At 41.7% G+C, this 19,208-nt stretch carries 32 protein-coding genes; 1 reads left to right on the forward strand and 31 read right to left on the reverse strand.

Features of this window, described 5'->3' with window-relative positions; all coding sequences use genetic code 11:
• Positions 1-25 precede the first annotated feature (25 nt).
• From ACPUEY_RS05200 to ACPUEY_RS05350, 31 genes are all read right to left on the reverse strand, one after another.
• Positions 26-394: a glutamate 5-kinase gene (locus tag ACPUEY_RS05200; RefSeq protein WP_425121424.1), complete on the reverse strand. Its 369-nt coding sequence runs from the start codon at positions 392-394 to the stop codon at positions 26-28.
• Entirely contained in the window at positions 384-764 is a 381-nt protein-coding gene (locus ACPUEY_RS05205) for a hypothetical protein (protein WP_425121377.1), read from the reverse strand. Before ACPUEY_RS05205 ends, ACPUEY_RS05200 begins: the two co-directional genes overlap by 11 nt.
• Positions 761-1,135: a hypothetical protein gene (locus ACPUEY_RS05210; protein ID WP_425121378.1), complete on the reverse strand. Its 375-nt coding sequence runs from the start codon at positions 1,133-1,135 to the stop codon at positions 761-763. Before ACPUEY_RS05210 ends, ACPUEY_RS05205 begins: the two co-directional genes overlap by 4 nt.
• Before the next feature lie 3 nt (positions 1,136-1,138).
• Positions 1,139-1,546: a hypothetical protein gene (locus tag ACPUEY_RS05215; protein ID WP_425121379.1), complete on the reverse strand. Its 408-nt coding sequence runs from the start codon at positions 1,544-1,546 to the stop codon at positions 1,139-1,141.
• 50 nt (positions 1,547-1,596) lie between these two features.
• Positions 1,597-2,553 (reverse strand): major capsid protein, encoded by a 957-nt coding sequence (locus ACPUEY_RS05220; RefSeq protein ID WP_425121380.1) that lies wholly within the window; start codon positions 2,551-2,553, stop codon positions 1,597-1,599.
• 20 nt (positions 2,554-2,573) lie between these two features.
• Complete coding sequence (locus ACPUEY_RS05225) at positions 2,574-3,332, reverse strand: DUF6651 domain-containing protein (RefSeq protein WP_425121381.1); 759 nt, start codon at positions 3,330-3,332, stop codon at positions 2,574-2,576.
• A gap of 124 nt (positions 3,333-3,456) precedes the next feature.
• Entirely contained in the window at positions 3,457-4,035 is a 579-nt protein-coding gene (locus ACPUEY_RS05230) for a hypothetical protein (RefSeq protein ID WP_425121382.1), read from the reverse strand.
• Positions 4,036-4,134: 99 nt separating this feature from the next.
• Positions 4,135-5,256, reverse strand: coding sequence for a minor capsid protein (locus tag ACPUEY_RS05235; RefSeq protein ID WP_425121383.1), 1,122 nt, complete (start codon positions 5,254-5,256; stop codon positions 4,135-4,137).
• 2 nt (positions 5,257-5,258) lie between these two features.
• Complete coding sequence (locus ACPUEY_RS05240; protein ID WP_425121384.1) at positions 5,259-6,677, reverse strand: DUF4055 domain-containing protein; 1,419 nt, start codon at positions 6,675-6,677, stop codon at positions 5,259-5,261.
• Between the two features lie 2 nt (positions 6,678-6,679).
• The gene (locus tag ACPUEY_RS05245; protein WP_425121385.1) at positions 6,680-7,996 is read right to left on the reverse strand and encodes a terminase; all 1,317 of its coding nucleotides are present in this window, start codon (positions 7,994-7,996) and stop codon (positions 6,680-6,682) included.
• Entirely contained in the window at positions 7,980-8,507 is a 528-nt protein-coding gene (locus ACPUEY_RS05250; protein WP_425121386.1) for a DUF2280 domain-containing protein, read from the reverse strand. The genes ACPUEY_RS05245 and ACPUEY_RS05250 overlap by 17 nt, the downstream gene beginning before the upstream one ends.
• 35 nt (positions 8,508-8,542) lie before the next feature.
• Positions 8,543-9,172: a putative metallopeptidase gene (locus ACPUEY_RS05255; protein WP_425121387.1), complete on the reverse strand. Its 630-nt coding sequence runs from the start codon at positions 9,170-9,172 to the stop codon at positions 8,543-8,545.
• Positions 9,165-9,653, reverse strand: coding sequence for a recombination protein NinB (locus tag ACPUEY_RS05260; RefSeq protein ID WP_425121388.1), 489 nt, complete (start codon positions 9,651-9,653; stop codon positions 9,165-9,167). Before ACPUEY_RS05260 ends, ACPUEY_RS05255 begins: the two co-directional genes overlap by 8 nt.
• A gap of 15 nt (positions 9,654-9,668) precedes the next feature.
• Entirely contained in the window at positions 9,669-9,791 is a 123-nt protein-coding gene (locus ACPUEY_RS05265) for a hypothetical protein (RefSeq protein ID WP_425121389.1), read from the reverse strand.
• Positions 9,791-10,066, reverse strand: a complete 276-nt coding sequence (locus tag ACPUEY_RS05270; protein ID WP_425121390.1) for a hypothetical protein — start codon at positions 10,064-10,066, stop codon at positions 9,791-9,793. The genes ACPUEY_RS05265 and ACPUEY_RS05270 overlap by 1 nt, the downstream gene beginning before the upstream one ends.
• Positions 10,059-10,232, reverse strand: a complete 174-nt coding sequence (locus ACPUEY_RS05275) for a hypothetical protein (protein ID WP_425121391.1) — start codon at positions 10,230-10,232, stop codon at positions 10,059-10,061. The genes ACPUEY_RS05270 and ACPUEY_RS05275 overlap by 8 nt, the downstream gene beginning before the upstream one ends.
• Positions 10,233-10,244: 12 nt before the next feature.
• Positions 10,245-10,412 (reverse strand): hypothetical protein, encoded by a 168-nt coding sequence (locus ACPUEY_RS05280; protein WP_180072605.1) that lies wholly within the window; start codon positions 10,410-10,412, stop codon positions 10,245-10,247.
• Between the two features lie 741 nt (positions 10,413-11,153).
• Entirely contained in the window at positions 11,154-12,491 is a 1,338-nt protein-coding gene (locus ACPUEY_RS05285; protein ID WP_425121392.1) for an ATP-binding protein, read from the reverse strand.
• Between the two features lie 54 nt (positions 12,492-12,545).
• Positions 12,546-12,986, reverse strand: a complete 441-nt coding sequence (locus ACPUEY_RS05290; protein WP_425121393.1) for a hypothetical protein — start codon at positions 12,984-12,986, stop codon at positions 12,546-12,548.
• Positions 12,987-12,998: 12 nt separating this feature from the next.
• Positions 12,999-13,511 (reverse strand): RusA family crossover junction endodeoxyribonuclease, encoded by a 513-nt coding sequence (locus ACPUEY_RS05295; protein ID WP_425121394.1) that lies wholly within the window; start codon positions 13,509-13,511, stop codon positions 12,999-13,001.
• Complete coding sequence (locus tag ACPUEY_RS05300; RefSeq protein ID WP_425121395.1) at positions 13,504-13,650, reverse strand: hypothetical protein; 147 nt, start codon at positions 13,648-13,650, stop codon at positions 13,504-13,506. The genes ACPUEY_RS05295 and ACPUEY_RS05300 overlap by 8 nt, the downstream gene beginning before the upstream one ends.
• Entirely contained in the window at positions 13,643-13,912 is a 270-nt protein-coding gene (locus ACPUEY_RS05305; RefSeq protein WP_425121396.1) for a hypothetical protein, read from the reverse strand. The genes ACPUEY_RS05300 and ACPUEY_RS05305 overlap by 8 nt, the downstream gene beginning before the upstream one ends.
• Positions 13,905-14,249 carry a hypothetical protein gene (locus ACPUEY_RS05310; protein ID WP_425121397.1) on the reverse strand — a complete coding sequence of 115 codons (345 nt, stop codon included), beginning with the start codon at positions 14,247-14,249 and terminating at the stop codon, positions 13,905-13,907. The genes ACPUEY_RS05305 and ACPUEY_RS05310 overlap by 8 nt, the downstream gene beginning before the upstream one ends.
• Before the next feature lie 3 nt (positions 14,250-14,252).
• A complete protein-coding gene (locus tag ACPUEY_RS05315) occupies positions 14,253-14,687 on the reverse strand; it encodes a hypothetical protein (protein WP_425121398.1) in 435 nt (144 codons plus the stop codon).
• Positions 14,674-14,946, reverse strand: coding sequence for a hypothetical protein (locus ACPUEY_RS05320; RefSeq protein ID WP_425121399.1), 273 nt, complete (start codon positions 14,944-14,946; stop codon positions 14,674-14,676). Before ACPUEY_RS05320 ends, ACPUEY_RS05315 begins: the two co-directional genes overlap by 14 nt.
• Before the next feature lie 6 nt (positions 14,947-14,952).
• Positions 14,953-15,168 (reverse strand): hypothetical protein, encoded by a 216-nt coding sequence (locus tag ACPUEY_RS05325; RefSeq protein ID WP_425121400.1) that lies wholly within the window; start codon positions 15,166-15,168, stop codon positions 14,953-14,955.
• A complete protein-coding gene (locus ACPUEY_RS05330; RefSeq protein ID WP_425121401.1) occupies positions 15,165-15,944 on the reverse strand; it encodes a hypothetical protein in 780 nt (259 codons plus the stop codon). The genes ACPUEY_RS05325 and ACPUEY_RS05330 overlap by 4 nt, the downstream gene beginning before the upstream one ends.
• Complete coding sequence (locus tag ACPUEY_RS05335; RefSeq protein WP_425121402.1) at positions 15,941-16,684, reverse strand: ATP-binding protein; 744 nt, start codon at positions 16,682-16,684, stop codon at positions 15,941-15,943. The genes ACPUEY_RS05330 and ACPUEY_RS05335 overlap by 4 nt, the downstream gene beginning before the upstream one ends.
• The gene (locus ACPUEY_RS05340) at positions 16,681-17,559 is read right to left on the reverse strand and encodes a replication protein (protein WP_425121403.1); all 879 of its coding nucleotides are present in this window, start codon (positions 17,557-17,559) and stop codon (positions 16,681-16,683) included. The genes ACPUEY_RS05335 and ACPUEY_RS05340 overlap by 4 nt, the downstream gene beginning before the upstream one ends.
• A 49-nt stretch (positions 17,560-17,608) precedes the next feature.
• Positions 17,609-18,100, reverse strand: a complete 492-nt coding sequence (locus ACPUEY_RS05345) for a phage regulatory CII family protein (RefSeq protein WP_425121404.1) — start codon at positions 18,098-18,100, stop codon at positions 17,609-17,611.
• Between the two features lie 58 nt (positions 18,101-18,158).
• Positions 18,159-18,347, reverse strand: coding sequence for a hypothetical protein (locus tag ACPUEY_RS05350; RefSeq protein ID WP_131289010.1), 189 nt, complete (start codon positions 18,345-18,347; stop codon positions 18,159-18,161).
• Positions 18,348-18,449: 102 nt separating this feature from the next.
• On the opposite strand from ACPUEY_RS05350, the gene ACPUEY_RS05355 reads away from it, so the two are divergent.
• Positions 18,450-19,193 carry a LexA family transcriptional regulator gene (locus ACPUEY_RS05355; protein WP_200224194.1) on the forward strand — a complete coding sequence of 248 codons (744 nt, stop codon included), beginning with the start codon at positions 18,450-18,452 and terminating at the stop codon, positions 19,191-19,193.
• The last annotated feature ends 15 nt before the right edge of the window (positions 19,194-19,208 follow it).

Below are 19,208 nucleotides of genomic sequence, written 5' to 3' on the forward strand. Positions count from 1 at the left end.
GCCCCTAGTCTTAAGGGGGATATTACTAGACTTTCCTTAACTGGCAAGTCCAAATGCTATCCGTTGGATCAGCCCCAATATTCACTACCTTAAACCGGCCTTTACTGGTGGACCAAACATCACCAATCTGTGGCACCTGAGTCACTTCATTCTGTAGCACAATAGCCTTTGAATCAGTCATCTGATAATCCGTAGGCTTGACCATGTCCTTTAAATACGATCCAAACAGCACACCACGTCCGGTATAGGCCTCCACAATAATAGTCGGATAAGTCTGCGTCACGAAATCAAATTCACCTGACTGGATTTCCTTGGAGCATGTGAAAGTATCGACAGCATCACCAAGATTTTTATCAAATGCCTTGGCCAATTTAGATTGGATTTTATTTTTGATCACTACATTCACTCCGCTCATAAAGCTCGAATAAGTCTTGAGCTAGTGCTTGAATTGAATAAGCTTCAAACTCGACACTTGGGCTTTCTTCACCCATTTTTTCTTTTAGCTCTTGCCAGATATGCACGGCCTCATGAAGTAGAAGACCGTGTATTTGGATTAAGTCCCACCAGTCGCAATCTTTAATCTGAACAATTGCATGGTCATCATTAAAGTTTACCCGGGCATCTGCACCACCTTCTAAAAAATCAAATGGTGCTTTTACAGTATCAAATAGAATATCGAGTTGATCTTGGTTTCTGACCAAGGTGTAACGCATGTGCTCAAATGGTGTGGTGAACCACTCCGGCACATAGTTGTTATTGATCATGCCCGATACACCTCAAATCCAAAGCCTTTGGGTTTTAGATCAAGCGAATTAATCAAGGCTTTAGCGATTTGCTCATACTCTGAAATTTCGCGACTGCCTTCAGCAAATGTTTCACTGACCTGTACCGTATCGGCCTTTACACTTTCACTGGTTGTCTGCCGGGCAATACCAGAATAAATCACACCTGCCTGAATGCCTTTGATAATTTCACAGGCTGCTTGCTTAAGCAGGTCATCAACCACATCCGGGATAAAACCAACTTCATTTTTCATCCAGGTGTTTGCAAGTAAAACGAGGCGAGCTTTATCGCCAGCTGGTGCAAAGTCTGCCCCTAAAATTTGCTCAACTTCTTCAAGGGTAATAAAGCTCATGGGTTATTCCTTTGGTTGTTCTGCTTTTGTTTCAGCTGCTTTTGCAGCTTTCGCTTCGGAAGCAGCCTGTTTTTTGAGTTTGGCTTCAAGGTCTTTTACTTGAGCCTTTAGAGATTCATTTTCAGCCTGAACCTTTTCACATTCTGCTTTTGCATCATCAATAACCTTTTGTATATCAGGAGTAACACCTACCTGTACATTTGCGGTAATGATATTGGCTTTAGTACGCGCAATCAGATCAAGATATGCTTGAGGGACATCACCAGCTACCTCTGAACACGCTTCCAATGTGTCGGCTTCGTGATATGCACTTGCCTTACGTAAGGTATAACCTTGAGCTTGCAGTTCTGCCACATTTTCAGGCGAAAAGTCATTCGTGAAATACAATCGCTTATTTGATTCTTGTTTCATGTTTTCTATTTCCAATCAGGCAAAGAAAAGCCCCTTTCGGGGCAGTTCAATTAGGCAGATTTGATTAATACACCAGCGGTATCTTTTACGCTTGAAGCGATTAAATCCCAGTTGGTTGGTGTGCCAATAGCCGCATCAGTAGGCGACTTACCGCCTGCTGCTGTATCCCATGCGTAACCTTTAACACCGGCACCGAACGTCCATTCAGCCTGGTAAGTGTATTTGATGTTTTCACCGCCAGTACTTGGCACAAGCTCAGCATTGAAGTCGTTGTTGTCATTTACAACAACCGCACCCTCAACCAGACCAAGCGTATTGTAAAAAGCAGTACCTGCGTTATCACCAACCAATGCAGGAGCATCAGTCACCACAAATACACGACCAAACGGATCTCGCACAACGTTTACACCATCATAACGGAATAGGTTTTCAGAGTTGGCCAGCGCATTATCAAAAAGATTATGCATTGTGGTGGAATGGACAATCCAGGCACGAATTGCGCTTGAGCGGTCGCCAAGTTTCGCAGCACCTTTGTTGAGCAATCGGAATGATGCAGCATCAGTACCATTGCCGTGCACCGCATTCACATTGCCTGAAATCGCAGAAGATGCGCCCAAAATACCAGCATTCAGCATATCTGCTAGACGTGCTTTCGCCAGCTGCTCACCAATGGTCAAGGCTGCAAGCTCTGGATTTTGAAGAATCCAGGAATACTGCTGCTTTTCATACTCGATTGGCGGTGTACCTGCTGCAACCTTTACAGCCACGTCGAGCATTTGCTCCAAGCGTTTTGCCGCCACAGTTCCGGTGCCGTATGCATTACGACGACGGACAATACCAGCGATTGCTTTGAATGATGCTTCAATATTGAAGTCACCACCAAAAGGCTCATTAATTAATTGAATGGCGCCTTGAGAGGCTTCATTAAATTTTTCAATGTCCTGTGCCACAGTTTCAGTCATTGCAGCATAGGTTTGCTTATTAAAAACCTGTAAATCAAAAGGCATGAGCCTCTCCTTAAATTAATTTATGCTTGTTCGCCCACTTGCTTCATGTAAGCAATTTTTTCTTCTTTGGTTTTACATTCAGCCAAAGATTTAGGGCCTGATTTATTTCCACCATTCCCCTGGAACCCACCGCCACCAGCTTGAGAACCTTTTAAAATTGAATCCTTGTGTTGGTATCCACCAACCAAGGTTTCTAGGGCTTCATCAAAGTCTGCGATTTCACCCGGGCGAGTGCGTGAATAGATTTTTTGGCCATCGGCGCCAACTGCCACGACCTTGCCGTTTTCGATCTGGAAGTTCTTTCCAAACGTGGCTTGAATCATGTCTACCGGCACAGCGATGTTGTCTTGAATGAACTTAGAACGAGCAAAACCACCGCCAATCAATTCACTATGTAATTGCTGCTGAACAGAATCACGTTCTTGTGTAAGTTTTTGGAGTTGTGGCTCATAGGTCTGTTTTAGTGCTTCGGTAATTTCAGCCTTCACCTTGTCTACCTCACCTGCATCCACAAGTTTTTTAGCATCAAGGTTTTGAACAATGTTTAACGCTTCTTTTACTTTCACTGGGTCAAGCCCTTCAAAAGCCTTGGCCTGCGCTTCAAATTGCTCTTTGGCTTCACGGTGAGTTTTAGCCTCACCATTTAGGCGGGTAATGGTTGCCACTGTATGCGGTGCATCGTGTGGCACTTCCGAACCATCCTCATGCACGTACACTGGTTTACCTTCTTGAATTACTGCATAAGTTTGACCATTTACTTCAATCGTTTTAAGTTTCATAAGTCATCCGACCCTATTTCTAAAATGAGCATCCGCTCGTTACGCTGTCCACATCCGCTTTCAGCAGGCAATAAAAAAGCACCCGGTTGGGTGCTCTTGCTTTCGATAAAGATTTGATCTTCCGCTATTGAAGAATCATTTCTATGTATACATTCTCTTTTTTAGGTAACTTCTTGTTGAAGATGCAATATATAAATTCCACTTCACTCTCGTCAAATTCATTCGCCTGATAACCACTAATCTCAAATTTATCTCGATGATAGGTATAGATTAAATAATGTAAATCCTTATAGAAATCCACAAAGTCCACATCTTCGAAACACTCTGACAGAACATTCGATTCATAATGACGCAACCTCTTAGATCTACCATACCTATCACACCAGCGATTATCTAGCTTTAATAAAATATCATTTTCAACAAACTCCATATCCTCTTTAGATATATTGTATTTGAACTTAAAAGCGCAAAATAAATAGTATCTTGGGTTTGCTGAACTATAAGATCTAGAAGCCAAATTGCCTTCTGTTATGCCAACTTTTGCAAAATTTGAATCTCTATCATCAGCCCCTAAATACAGCCATTTTTTTACAGATGCAAAACTTTGTCGATTATCTTGTAGTACTTCGGACATTTTATAATCACGTCCATCATCATAAAAATACTCATCAAGAATGTCTTCTGAAATTAGTGGCTTTCTCATTTTTTACTCCCCATAGACAAAATAAATTAATTAGCAGACAGCAATACACAATACGCTATCCTGAATAAATTTATCAAATCACTATAGGAACCGTACAACTCATAACCCCACCGCCTCAAACGTCTTCTCATCCAAAGCCTTAAGCTCAGCCAATGTGTAACCACGCTTATTCAGCGGATCGGCAAACTTATCAATGCTGTACTCGCCTTTCTTGTAAAGCTCATACTTAGATTTACCCAACCAAGTGCGCTGAAAGAACTCATCCGACTGTTCGAAAAAATCTTTAAAAGATGTGTTGGCATCCAGTTGGCCAATGAGATGCTTTCTCTCATCCTTGGGAATATCCTTCACTTTGCGCTCATCCATCACAAAAGGCCGTTGCCCTGCAATATTTCCGTCCTTATCGCACCCTACATAGGTTGTGCGGTTATGAGGATGCACTGGAAAGCGCGGTCTAGTCGGATCATCAATGTGATAAACCTTGCCATCAATTGAAGCGCAGTATTTACAGGTACGACCATCCAGTGTGGCCACAACTTTTACATACTCATATCCAAGGGCCTTATACACATCGATATATGCGGCATTGGATACGTGACTTCGTGCTGTTCTTACCTGACGCTCAATGACATAACGTTCTGACTGGAGCAATCCATCTTTATAATCAAGCGACTTTCGCCCCTTAATTCGATTGATGATCTGCTGATTGGTCTGGCCTTGTGAAAATCCATCACGAATGACGTATTCCACTTTCTTACGTAAATTGGCTGCGATATCAGCAAACAGGTAATCAACTAACTGACCGCCGGAGAAAGGCACCTTTTTGGATTTCTGATATAGCTTTTCACCATCAACCTGAAGCGTTTCGCCCATCAGAGCAACGGTATAACTCGCCTCATAGACAGCCAAGGCAATAGCAGACTGTTCAAATATCTCAGGCAGTTGGGTATTTAATGAAGAAAACCACTCGTTTAAAGTGGCTTTGATTTCTTCAATATTACGACTGGCCTCAGCTTTGCTTGAAAAGTTAAGACCTTGTAAGGCTTTACGCTCTGATTCAGTTAAGTTCTCAAACAAATCACTCAGTTTAAGCAACTGCTCATTCGATAACTTGTCAAAGACCTTGATCAGATCGTTTACATTCTGTGAGGATGCCCGATATAGATATGCCTGATGTTGAGTCAGCGCATCAAGTAAGGTTTTTTGCGCTGATATGTTCATATTTATGCATCCATAGTGCCATCATTCCGCTTTTCAATTTTCTTTACGATGTCTTCCCATTTATCTTCCGGGAAAGTACCTGTTTGCTCATAGTGATACCAAACATACATCGGCAACTCACCAGCAAGGCATGCTTCATAAATCAATTTAGAGCGTGTTGAATCATATTTCGGCTTATTGAAGTCCTGAGCGATCGTAAAGCTCAGCTCATCCACTTTAAGATCATGATTAGGCAAGGCAAACTTTGCGCACCAACGCAATGCCATGGTAATTGCTTCTGAAATATTGGCCGCCACAAGCGACAAGACTGAATGCTGAATAGAGTTTTCATTCCCGGCCTGCTCAGCCGTTTTATTGGCAGATCCAACCTCAATCAGCCGGGCACCCAGTTCTTTCATCTGGTCCCACTTGTCTTGCATGCGCTTATAAGCCAATCCATTTTCATCAGCCTGGATAAACTTACCATCCGTTGGGATACCGGTACGACTACCAACACTGGCACCAGACTCCTTAAGCATGCCGTACTGCTCTTGTGTGATACCCGGCAAACACAAAGTAGGCTGACCCACAATGAATGCTGATTCCTCTACGTCCGCAGTACTTCTGTAATAAGACAACTCTATTTCAGCCAGTTCATACAAAGGCGCTGTACCAACTTCGTCAGAATTGTCTATAGCTCCACAGAAAGTAAACGGAATGTAATCCCAGGTATTACCATGGTAGTCTGTAGGCGTGGATGTGTGGTCTAAATTCCATTCACCCTTATCACCCTTTTTATAGACCTCAACCACATAAACAAAGCGACCATTTACTACTTTCAACCATAGCAAGCGATATTGCTCAGTAGTGACCAAGCTAAATCCATCTCGCTCTTTTACAGTTTCATGAATTTTGACGTAACTGAGCTTTTTCTGATTTCCAACAATGATGTAATCCCAATCTTCAACCGCAGCAGCCTTAATGATATGAATCATTGGATAAGCACCTTTAGTCTTATCCTCGGCTCGGTTTCGGCTTGGATCTACACTTGGATAATCCACATATACGCCACAGCGATAATTACGACTAATCAGCCGCATAGCCCGCTGTGATACCTGGTAAATAGAGCGTCCTGCTCCGTCAGCATTTCGGTCCAGATATTCCAGATCATCTGGGCGATTAAACACCGGTGTTTTGCCAAAAGCCAAACCGATATGACTGGCCAGCGTTCGACTGGTCACGCCCGGGAAGATTGCTCGATCGATGTACTCGCCATATCGCGCCTTCCCATCTGGATCTTCTTTGGATTTAAACATAGAAGGTTTTGGTAAATATGCCTCCTTCTTTTGCTTAATAACTTCCTGACCACCACAAACATCGTCCAACTTTTCCCAAGTCTTAATATGCTTTTCGTAGTCAGCGTGTTTGCTTGTGATGCTCATAATTAAAATCCAAACATTGGTATATCGATACTCTTCACCTGCTCATTGATTGGGAATAAGTATGCGATTGGGTAAGTTCCTGCGTCATTCATGTGGTCAAAGCCTGATTTTTTATCCGGCTGACCATGTTCATCATAGATTTGGCGCTCTTGGCATTTGGCGAAGTGTGGACACTTGGCAGCATTCACAAATAACCTTCGCTCACTGAAGGTATTGCAGAGCATTCCATTCATGGAGTTAATACGGTCTTTTACAGCTGGGTTTCTTGAATTAACAAAGACCTTGAATCCTGCTTTCCGCAATAACGCCAAATCAGTTTCACTGGCATTATTTGATTTGCGATTTTCGCCAGATGCATCTGGATAAACCCCAACTTCATAACCCGGATAACGCTCTTTGATTGCTTCAATCATTGCCGGCGTATCAAACAGATTTACAAACTCATCTACCGCATGCATGGTTTCACCACGACGCACATAAACCACAGCGGCCATTTTCGTGACGTTGAAGTCCATGCCGATGTGAAGCACGTCATTTGGTTGAACTGTTTCACTCGATCCATTTAGTACGCGATTAAAGCAGTAATAAATAACACCCTGATAACTTTCAAAGCTGGCCTCATATTCCTGACTGAATGTCTTCGGGTCCATCTTGCGCTTGGCAACAATGATTTCCGATTCAGGAATATTCCCACCCTGTAGTGAGGTATAAGAGAAACTCCGGCAATCAGGCTCATGACCTGGCTGACCATCCATGAATGTGTCATAGCAATGGTTAAAACCTTTTGGTGTGCCAATCCTTAAAACATGTCCACCGACACGCTGCACACCATTCACAATGTATTTGCATGTAGACAACATTGGGCGAAGTACTTCTTCCCATGCAGCCCACTTACAGTCAGCCCATTCATCAATAATCAGGAAAAACAAACCAGAACCACGAAGGTCATCGTAGTTATCAAGACCAACTACACGAATAACATGACCACTTTTCAATGTGATTGAGCATTCTGTTTCGTTAGGCTTGCCAGCACGCCATGATGGTGGAATCGCCTGTTTTAATCGTTTCCAGAAAACACGTTTAGCCTGCTTAAATGTAGGTGCTGCATACCAGATTTCATCCTCAACTGACACATTCCATTTTGCAGCCAGCCTTGCAGCTCGACGCATTTCCGCCTTAGCCAAAAACGTCTTACCAAAACGTCGACCACATACAGCATCACGGAAGCGAGCTTCAGGCTGCCAGCCCCACAAGTAAATATTTGCTTGCTTTGGTGTAAGAGTTACTGCGCCTTCTGGTGGCTCAAAGAATTGGCTCATTTGGAATTTCCTCATCAGGGTTCAGGCTGATTTTGTAATCTTCCTCAGGAGGTCGGGTTTCTGGTGGATTTACTTCACGCTTGAGTTTTTCTAGTTCCAGGCGCTTCATTTCAATTTCAATCTGTTCTTTTTCAGATAAACCACTTGGACCAGCACTTTTACCTGACTGAAGCAGTCCCTGTGCCTGTTTAAGCACGTTCTGCCGCATAACCTTGTTTTTACCCCAATCGTCATACATCTTTTGGAGTTCTTTAAAATGGAAGGCCTTGTTAGCAATCGGAATATCTTCGATGTTCTTCTTGAAATCTTCCCGGGTTCTGTAAAACAAGTCCTTTAATTTTTTACTCATTTTCTCGCCGGTCGGCTTGGTTGGATCGTAGTTTGCGCACTGCATCCTCTCGATCTCAACCTTGAAAGTAGTCTTTACAGCATCTGCAACTTGTTGAGGTGTTTCAAAACAAGCAAGACTTTGAACTATAAAGATTTTCATAGGTTCAGTGAGTTTTGCCATAACCACCCCTTTGTATAGCTACGTAAAGAATTCTCCTACGCAAGTTTCAATAAACACGTACCACATGCATGTGCAATATTAGCCCGAGATATAGTTGGGCCATCATTTGCAAGCTCTACCATTTTTTGGACTGACTCAGATGCACCGTAACGCTGGACCACACCATAGAATTCTTCGACATCGTGCCCGCGTAAATAGTATTTGTATTCACCAGTAGATTGGCTAACCAGGTAATTCCCATCTTCATCACGCTTAGCGCCGATGTGATACAACTCATGCTCAATCAAGGAACAAAAATCAACATCACTGGCTTTATGTGCAAACCAGGCGTCAATTGTAATAATGAATTTAGGTACACACCCAAACCAATCAATCATCTGTTTTTCTTGTCGAGCCTTACGCCAGCCGCCTGCCATTGGTGCAAACTTTTCAGTCTGCCCTAATACCACCTGCTCAGCCTTAATGAACCCTTTTGAAGCCCATAGCACTTTGAATAAATCATCATCCCATGGAGAGATATGAGCATGGTCCGGGTTGTGTAGTTCGCCTTGTTCATCAATGAAAGTCTGTAATATCCAGCCCTTCAATTCATGTGCTGGTTCAAATCCCATTGGGTCAAGCGGATCAATATCCAGTAAGGCATCTGGTGGCATTGGTCTATTCATCGAAACACCACTTCAAATCATCCGGCACAGTCAAATGAATACCCAATTTCGTGACAGTAAAATCATGTACACAATTCAGATACTCAGTCATCTGCTTAACGCTTAATTTGGTTGTGCTGCAAAGTCTTATTACTTGCTCTGCAATCACTCGATATTCTTCACATTCATTCTGCTTCAACATGGCAATCGCATTACAGGTCTCAGCAAACTCCTGATCATCACGACGGTAGATATAAATCAGGAATCGTTTCTTAAACTCGTAATGGAGTGAATCTTTATCCTGACCGGTCTTTCTTTCAATCTGGCCAAGCCACATCCAATACAAGCGATTCTGTGCAGTGGACCGGTCGTCCTGTTTCTGATCAATCACCACACGTAAAGGCTTGCCGCTTTCCAATGCCTGAGTGTAATGGGTATGCATGTAGTTAATGGCTTTGGTGATATCAGCATGGCTTTGGATAGGAAACACGGCTTTTTGCATTTCCTATCTCCCTGTTTAATCCTTAAAAGCCCAATCGCCATTTTTATCATGAAGTTTAATTGCTAATTTTTTTGGCATGAAAGGCATGATTGGGTGAACAATAGAATTATGTACAAACCACTTAAACCATTTTTTCATCAAAACACCTCTTTATCTTCCATCACCAGCATCCGATTAGTCTTTACCAGCCACCGATCAAACATCGCTTCACTCTCGGTCCGGGTGCCAAGCTCAAAACGGTCGAATCTTTGATGGCATCCCACGCAAAGCGGCACTGTGTAAGCATCGTCAGCTTTTATACCCCTGCCTTTACCATGTCCTGAACTATTTGAATGAGCTGCCTGACTATATGGATGGCCACACTTCACACATGGCAATAATCGAACCGCAGCCAGTCTTTTTGAATCACGCATACAATGCAAAGCGTAAATTCTTAATACGCTCTTTCAACTTAATCATGATGCCGTCAATTGCCAGCAACTCATTTCGAGTCAACCCGGCCCGACTAAGATTCTGATATTTAGACAGCTCAGCACTGCAAAATTCTAAGTCTTGTTTCGCTTGTACTTTGTCTGTCATGGGTACCACCCTTCACCAATCTTGTTCTTCTTTATCGAGTTTCTTTACTTCAATGCATTTATAAGTTTTTTCACCAACGAAAAATCCACCAAGTCGCTCACATTCATTTGCTACGTAGATATGTGTATACCAGCTGCAAATAACCCAAGCCACGATAAAACCAAGTAAGAATTGCCACATGGGTGCCACCAATAAGAAAAGAAAAACCCCGCCAATATCTAGTATCTAGCGGGGTCTTATGTGCCGTAATACGTCCGGCTAAGTCACCGAAGTGACAAGGGTTTATTTAACTTCCTTCAAACAATCTCGACACACCTTGATTTCTTCATCATCAACTGTGTAATCGATTTCAGTCGCACCATGTAGGCCAAATAAACACATTAAGAATTGGAGCATTACTTTTCTCCATGCAAAAAAAAGCCCAATCCAGTAGTAGTTGGATATGGGCCTATAAACTAATGACCTTGGAAGGTCACTGGGAAACTACAGCCGTTTCCAGTGGCGATTATACATACTTATTCGTGATTTTTTTGTGAAAAAATTAATTAAAATTTTAAATAACAATAAATAAATCAAAATATTAGAAAAACTTAATTAATTATTTATTAAATATTAAAAAACCCTCTTCGCGGGGCTAGACGCTACTCACAATCACACAAACCTAACATGCACGGTATGCTTTACTTGCTTTCATTCTCTTTAGGTCGGGGTGCCAAACCCTAACTGGAATTGCCTAAAACATCTAGGCGTTTACTCAAGGCATGTTCTGCAAATTGGCTTTTTGCAGGCATTAAAAAAGCCCACCATTTGGCGAGCTTTTAAATTAACTTAGTGCATCACATACACTTCGGTCACTATAACAGAAATATGCCATATCCTGTCCGGACGGTCAATAACTTAATTATTCACAAACTATGATCTCTAACGACTTCTTGGAGGATGTGGAAAATAAGCTTTGTTAGATCTGGCAGTTGCTTGCGTTTTATTCTTTAATTCAGCTATCTCTTTTGCTGAAACCACTAACTCTATATTCTGTTGCTCTGCTCTTAACCGAACATAACCTCTAAGCATTTTTTCCTTGTATATATATTGTCCTTTCTTTAACCCATGAGCCAATATTGGACCATACTCATCCTTCAGTAAATTTCTAATTCTTGTAGAAAACTTCTTAATGTCTAATACATCTTTGCCATCATATTGATTCATAATTCCGAGATATTGGTCATACATATTTTTAGTGTATTGCCCAATATTATCCTCAGCTACAATTGTTGCCCAAACAACCTCTTCATAGTCTTGTGAACGCTGATTAATTGCCTTTTCATAAGGCCTTGATAATTCTGCAGATGTTGTATCTATTGCATGCTCAATCGCAGAATGGTAGTCATCCCATTCAACTTTAGATATTACGTCTGGTCTTTCGAATAGAATCCATAATAGTTTTTCTATAATTAAATGAACATAATAAGGATAACCATCGCTAATTAGGGCGATTCTTACATAAATATCGCGTTCAATCTCTATCTCAAAAGCCTTCAATGCTTCAATTGCAATTTCCCACCTAGCATCCCAAGAAAGCTTTTTTAATTCAATTGTTTCCAATTGACGTATTGCTGATCGATGCGAACCTAAAATTTCATCTAAGGTGTGTGCAATACCAGTAAAAATAAACTTAACTTCGACACGTTTATCTCCTAATTGTTTCAAAAAATCAGCAAACTTTTCAACTTCATCAGGATTTCTTATTCTATCTACCTCATCAACCACTACAACTAAGGCATCATCAAAAAATTCTGAAAGTTCTTTAAGTGTTTCTATACCATCACTTAGACTTTTTATTTCATTATTAAAATTAATATTTTCAGCCTCACTTTCTCTTTTAAAAGTGAACCACTTAAATCCAACTTGTAATGTATTTTTAACTTTCTTCCGCTTTAGGCGAGACTTATTAATAGCTTGTGTTGCAATTGTTGCAATCATAGAAAGTACTGTTGTATCAGGGGCACATGAAATATCAACATACCCTCCCTGCTCACCACACCAATCATTGGCTGCCGTAGCCGCAAGTGATGACTTTCCAACTCCTCTTTCCCCGTAAATAAATACATTTCGTCCAGTAGCAAAAAGAGCTTGTTGAATCCTCTTTAATTGTTGTTCTCTTCCTTTTAAGTGCTCCAAAGACAAAACCGGATGAGATGGTGAAACAACCTCATTAACTTTTCTACCAAAATCCTGTCTATCATAATTTTTTATTGCCATTAATTATTCCTCTCAGCATAATTCAATCATAACAAATTTTTAGATTTCAAAATCTTAATTTAAGCGCAATCGCTTATCATGACCGTTTAAGTAAAATTTCCCTGCAAACACCAGGCTATCTATTGCTGTTTTACCCATCTTAAATTCATCAGCCATTTGTCGAAGTGACATCCCTCTCACATTCTTCTCAATAAACAACTGAACAGCCACCTTCGCCGAATCACAAATTAGTTTTGATTGCTTCACTTCAATGATGAGCCTCCGAACCTGCTCCGCTTCAAAATCATTAATCTTGCAAATGATCTGGTCCTTACGTGGTGCTATACCCTTATTATTTTCGCAGATCAGCCAATAGATCTGGTTCACCCCAAGACTATCCGGCTCATTCCCTGACTTCATGCGACAGGTTTGAATGTATGCACCGTATTGCTTCAACCAATCTTCAGCTGTAAATTTTGACCAATCCATTACTTGTGTTTTAACCGCTGCATTCATCCCCATTCCCCCTCAAACCCTTAACTTTTCAACTTGAATAATCAGCTTCCCGCCTTTTTCTGATGGCAACCGCTTCACGAGCAATTCATCCACCTGGGAATCATCCAGAATCAACCCACCTTTTGACAAAGCGTCAAAGCATGGTTTTACGATGTTATCGATGTCGCGTATTTTCGCATCAGGTGGCGCGTATTCGATCTTTACGCGAACTCTGCCCTGATACCCTGCCGGCTCAATAAAACGCTTCATAACGTCAATAAAGTGGATTGCACGCTTACTTAATCGATTGGTTTTGTTAGCCCCACGAATCCAATAGTGATTCACCGAAGGAGGTGTGATTAAAACTTCACACCAGAGCAATTCATCATTCATCACACCAAATCCCTTTCCTTCGACCAGATGAGCCGGAACCTTTGGCATTGGGTCTGGATTGGATTTCTTTTTTCCCGACTTGGCTGTTACACCAAATCTAGGGCCAATACCGGCTTTTCGTGCATGTGCTGCGGTGATACGGAGATTAGTCATTGGCACCTCGCCACATCATCACCACAAATGCTGCTGTCAAAAAAATCACCACAAGGCCAAGCCAAGTCGTTTTAAATTCAGCAAAAAGAATCACATTGCAGAGCAGAAGCACCGCTACTTCTTGTTGGAATTTACTCATGCTCACCTCGCTTGTTGTGCAAACAGGTCGTCCGCTCCATGTATTCCTGCTCAAACTTATTACGCGCTTTCTCGTGAGCAAGATCAGCTTTAATTCGAAACCATGTGCCAAAGGTAAAGCAATGATGATCTATAAGACCACGCTCGGGTACACGCCCATCTTCAACCCGATCCACCACACCTTCACCTGTAAAATGGTTACCTGAAAATTCAGTACATGATTCAGAAACGAAATCGACTTTTATGCGGTCACCTTTATTCATGCTCACCTCGCAGAACCAAGCCAGCCAACTGCTCTGCTAAATCAAAAGCATCACACTTGCCTGAATAATAAGAATCAGCATTTTTCTTGTATTCACCCTCTGCAACCTCATAATTATTTGAAAGCTGCATCACAAGATTTTTAATGTTTGATTCCAGCAACTCCGCACGTTTTTTCTTCCCCATATAACACTGCTCCATGTTGTTGAGCTGGGCTTTTAGGTCGTCGATGATGGCTTGTTGGCTCTTCCACACCGCTAGAGCCGGCTCTTGAACCATCTCTAGATCAGCGCACTGGTAATCTTTAATAATTCCCCATACCTGCTTTATTTCACTCATCCCTCAAACCCCACATAATTCCGTTAAAACGCTTTCAATGTGCTTTCTAACTCGACCCCAAGCACTCACAATCTCCGCTTTACCCTGATAAGCCCGACGCAATTGGCTTGGACTTATGCCACCAACTGCATGAGATAATGCAACCCAATCCGCATCTACGTGACCTGCGTACTGGATCAAAAGCTCTTGCTGGTTTTGCATACGTAATTTTTTAGTTCTCTGTTTTTCTTCTTCAGAGTTTGAGCTGGTAAAGCTCACCTTCATTTCGTATGAAAACCCAACTGGCAGTTCCGTGATCTTTTTGCGTTTTTCAAATTCAGCCACTTCCTTAGCCAACTGCTCGCTTAAGGCACGCTTACTTTGCTCCTCCGCAAAATTGCGTGCTTGACTGCGCGGCAAAACCGTATGTTTAATAAATTCTTCTTTAGTGAGATGCATTGTTTACCCCAAATAGTTGTTTTGCCTTTCCACTTAGGTAATACCGGTACTCGCTGTTATTGTTTCCAACGGTATAAACCAACCCCATTACAACTAAGCTTTTCAAATATCGCTGTACTGCTCGTTTCGAGAGATTCGGTAATGCTTGAGCTTGAATTTCTGCAGAAGTAGCAACCTTTGTATTTTTGATTGCAAGCAACACATCAATGCCCCGATCCAAAACCGCAGCCTTGCCGTATTCAGTTTCTCGTTCATTCATGTTTCGTTACCCCATCACCGCGCCAAATTCACCAATCAAAGCAATTTGCTGTTCACACCAGGCTTTACGAAATGCAATCTCATCTAATTTCACTTCGCCCTGGTTGTGGTCGAAAACTGTGGCCCAAGCCGAACCGTGTTTTGGTAGTGGCATCGCACAGGTATTCAATTCAGGACTAAGTACCGCATTGCTGAATAGTGATAAGTATTGGAGTCTGGTCATGCGGCACCCCACTCAAAATCTTCTTTTGCTATCACGCAGCTAAAGGAACAACTAATGTTTGGCTCATCCTGAATGCGGCCTGCACCTGGGTTTAACTCATCCAAATAAACAGGGATTCGGTTTTGGTCTTTTAAGATAGAATGACCAATTTCCCGCTCTACCTTTGCCATACGACTAAAAGTTTCAGGGAAATCCTTACGAATCTTGTTCCAGTAGCCCATCCCGCCTTTTACACAGCCAATGCAGTTATTATTCGAATAGCCAAGCTTGTACATCATTGGAATTTCAATTCCCGCATCCTGGAGCATTGCAAGACCATCAGCTTTTGAAAGATAAGCACCTATCAATGGAAACCATGTTTTAATATTTGGATTGCGCTCTTCAAAATCTATTGCGCGGTCAGTTTCATCTAAGTCAAAGCCAAATACATGCAAATCGCCCTCTTGCTGAAATGAGCCACGAGGAATTCGCTTAAGTTGTGTGGTGCAAGGGGCACCATTTGGACCCTTAAGAAAGCCTTTCTTGAAAACTTCGTATATTGAGTTTTTGCCTGCCGGGTATTTAGGGTTATAAATTTTAATAACCTGCTGGCCAAACCAAACTTCACAATCCTTTAAGAACCGATCATTATCCGAGTGCTCCTCTTTAATTGGGCTATTCACAATCACTACCGGTACATTTGGGTAAAGCTTAGGCGCTTGCTGTAATACAATTTTTGTCGCCACAGCTGAATCAGCGCCGCAACTAAACCAACACACGATACGTTTAATCTTCACACCCCACCCCCTAAACGCTGATCAGCCCAATTGCACTCAACCAGTGTTAATCCGTCATGTTGAAAGCGAGACCATAGACGATCCCCTAAATCCTTCTGTAATTCAGCCAATGTAAGATTTGAAATCAGCATGGTTGGTTTACCTGCGTCATAGCGTGAATACAAAACCTTGTGGACCAGTTGCAGGCGATTCTCATGACGATCATGCAGGCCGTATTCATCCAGGATCAGCAAGTCATACTCAGTGAATCGATAGATCGCGTTTGATTCACTGTCATTAGCCTCTTTCTTCCAGGCATTGGCAATATCATTTGCCATGTCTTCCGAAGTGATATAGCGAACGTAAATTCCCTTGTTCAAAAGTGTTCTGGCTATCGCACAGCTCAGATGGGTTTTACCTGTACCCGTCTTTCCAGACATGATGAAATTGCGCTTTTGACCAGCAATCATGACTCTTGAGAACTCAACGCAGTTGTTCAAGGCGTTCGATTGCCCGGCAAAATTTGTGTTGTAATTTCTAAAGCCTGAATCCTTGTGGCGCTCAGGAATCATGGCACCTGCAAAGTGCAAATCACGAACCATTTTATTTACAGATTCCTGATGCTCCTGGTTGTTCTTGTTCACCAAGTTTTTTGCGCATTCAGGGCAGATTTGATTAGGACCAGCTTGAACTTTTTGAACATTGTGTTCAGCGCAGTAAGCCTGTACCTGTTGAAATTTCATTGAGATTATGGCGTTCATACAAAATCCTCCGGTATTTCAACTGGCTCAACATGGCCTTGGAATTGAGGAATGCCTTCCCATGCGTCGTTGACGTTCAGATTTGTTTTTGATTGAGCTTTAGGCTTGTAACCACGTTTTACCCACTTCACAAAGTTGGCATACATCTGGCTGTCAGTAAGTTGACCTGATTTCAAACGTGGTTCGTAGTGAGCATTGATTTCAAGTAAAACTTGGTTTACCAGGTCTTGAGTCATTGGCATTTCGCCTGATCTTTGCAACCAAGAATTCAAAGAGTGAAGATCTGGTGTCCAGAGATTTAAAACTGCATCGACTGAATTTTCTTGCGCGTTACTCTCTTTAAAGTTTTCTTTAAATGTTTCTTTAAGTGTTTCTTTAATAGTGCCCCGTTCAACGGTACTAGTCCCGTCACCTTTCGCGGTACTGGTCCAGTCCTGTTTGATAGTACTAGTCCCGTCACCTTTAATGGTACTACCATCATTTGGTACTAGTCCCTTTTCGCGGTACTGGTCAGGAGTGAATAGGTATTCATTTAAGCAACCTGTTTTTCTCTCAACTTTGATCAAGCCAAGTTCTTCAAGGTCGCGAATACACGACATAACCGTATCGCGTTTTTTAATGCCGCAATATTTTTGAAATTGAGTGATAGCAATTGGGTGGGATACACGGTCAAATCCAATGGTTTGACGCATTACAAACATTAAACACTTAAATGCCTTGTCGTTTAACTGGGCCATAATTTGGCCGTCAATCAAAGCATTAGGCATCTTGGTGTAGCGCTCTTCTTTATTCGACATAGCTTTGCGCTCATTTTTTGGAAAATGAACTACTTGCCCTTGAGGTATTGGTGGTTCATGTGCTAAATTTGTTTTCATATTTGAAACCCCGCAAGTGTTTTGAATTAGGAAAGCCTGATTCCCAAGATCAGGCTTTTTCTATTTGTAGAGCTGATAAATACTTTGCACACTCGCCTTTCATGGCTTTACGCAAAGACTGGATCTTGTGTTCCATTTCTTCCAGGATGCGGTCCGTCTCATCCATTTCCGCTGGTGTCACCACGCCATCTTCCAGCGCACTTAAAACCTGCTTATTCGCCTGACCAGCACCAACATTCATGCCGAGCAATGATTCCAGTACGCTCAACTGGTGCTCTTTACCCTCAATATCACCTAACGGCATAAGCACTAGACCCAGCTTGTGTGCCCAGGACTTTAAAACAGCTGGATTTTGCGTATAGGTCAACATTGCTTCAAAAGCCTTTAGACTTGGCAGATGCTGATCCATATTTGGATTGGCGTAATTCAAAGCAGTTTTGTGCGATACACCTAAAACATCAGCAATATCTTTCGGTGTCACACCTTCAGAATGATGAATCATCTTATGCAGTGCAGTTTTTGTTTCTTTTGAAATTTCCATATGTGAATCCAATAGTTAAGTTCACGTTTCTTTAAAACATTGACCGAGGGATAATTGGTTAAGCGGTTAAAGCCTGCAAATTGGCCTTAACCTTTCCTTTTGTTTTGAGCTGCAATAGAGCTTGGGTTTCTAGGGATATACCCTTGCTTCTCCACTTGCTAACAGCGCCCTTGGTGTATCCGACTTTCTGAGCGAGTTCAGAATCGGTTTTAACTCCGTAATGAAGTTTTAGCTCATCAACAGTCATGGTTTACCTTTATAAACTAATAGTTTCCATTAGTAAACCATAAGTTTATTCATATATCAAGGTGCTTGTTTACTATAGGAAACAGGAAATGAGGGATTTTGTATGACCACTATTAGCGACCGTATAATTCAAAGAATGAAAGAGCTTGGTCTTCGACAAACAGCAATAATTGAAGCAACAGGAGCCACAAAAGGAGCTGTATCTAAATGGGTAGCTGGAACAAATACACCCAAGGCAGAATTCCTTCCGGCATTAGCAGCAGTATTAAAAACATCTCAAAACTGGCTGCTTACAGGTGAAGAAGAAAAGCTCTTCAATAATTTCAATATGCAAGAGTTTATGAATAAGCATAATTTGACTGGCAAAAGTGATGCTTCATTTGATGTTGATGAAGTGCATAAGCCAACTGTTATTGATTATGAAACAGAAAATGGGTTTATTTGGATTGATGTCGTGGAAGCTAATTTTTCGTGTGGTGTTGGTGAATCTATAGAATTTCATTTCGATGTTATTAATGGGAAGTTCCCATTTACACCGTCATTCTTTCAAAGGAAGCATGTTGATCCCAGCTGCATGAGGATCATTAAAGCCAAGGGCGATAGCATGACTGACTTTATTCATGATGGTGATCTAGTAGGTATTGATATCTCTCAAACTGAAATTGTAGATGGTGAAATTTATGCTGTTTATTTTGAGGGTGAGGGAATGATTAAGCAGATATTTAAAGAAGAAGGTGGGAAACTCACCCTACATAGCTTAAATGCAAAATACAGAGATCGTGAAGTGTCAGAGCAAAACGGTCTAAATTTTAAAGTTATGGGTCGTCAGTTTTGGCGAGCTGGATAATAATATATTAAAAAA

It is taken from the genome of Acinetobacter sp. G11 (assembly GCF_049808495.1).
GTDB lineage: Bacteria > Pseudomonadota > Gammaproteobacteria > Pseudomonadales > Moraxellaceae > Acinetobacter > Acinetobacter kookii.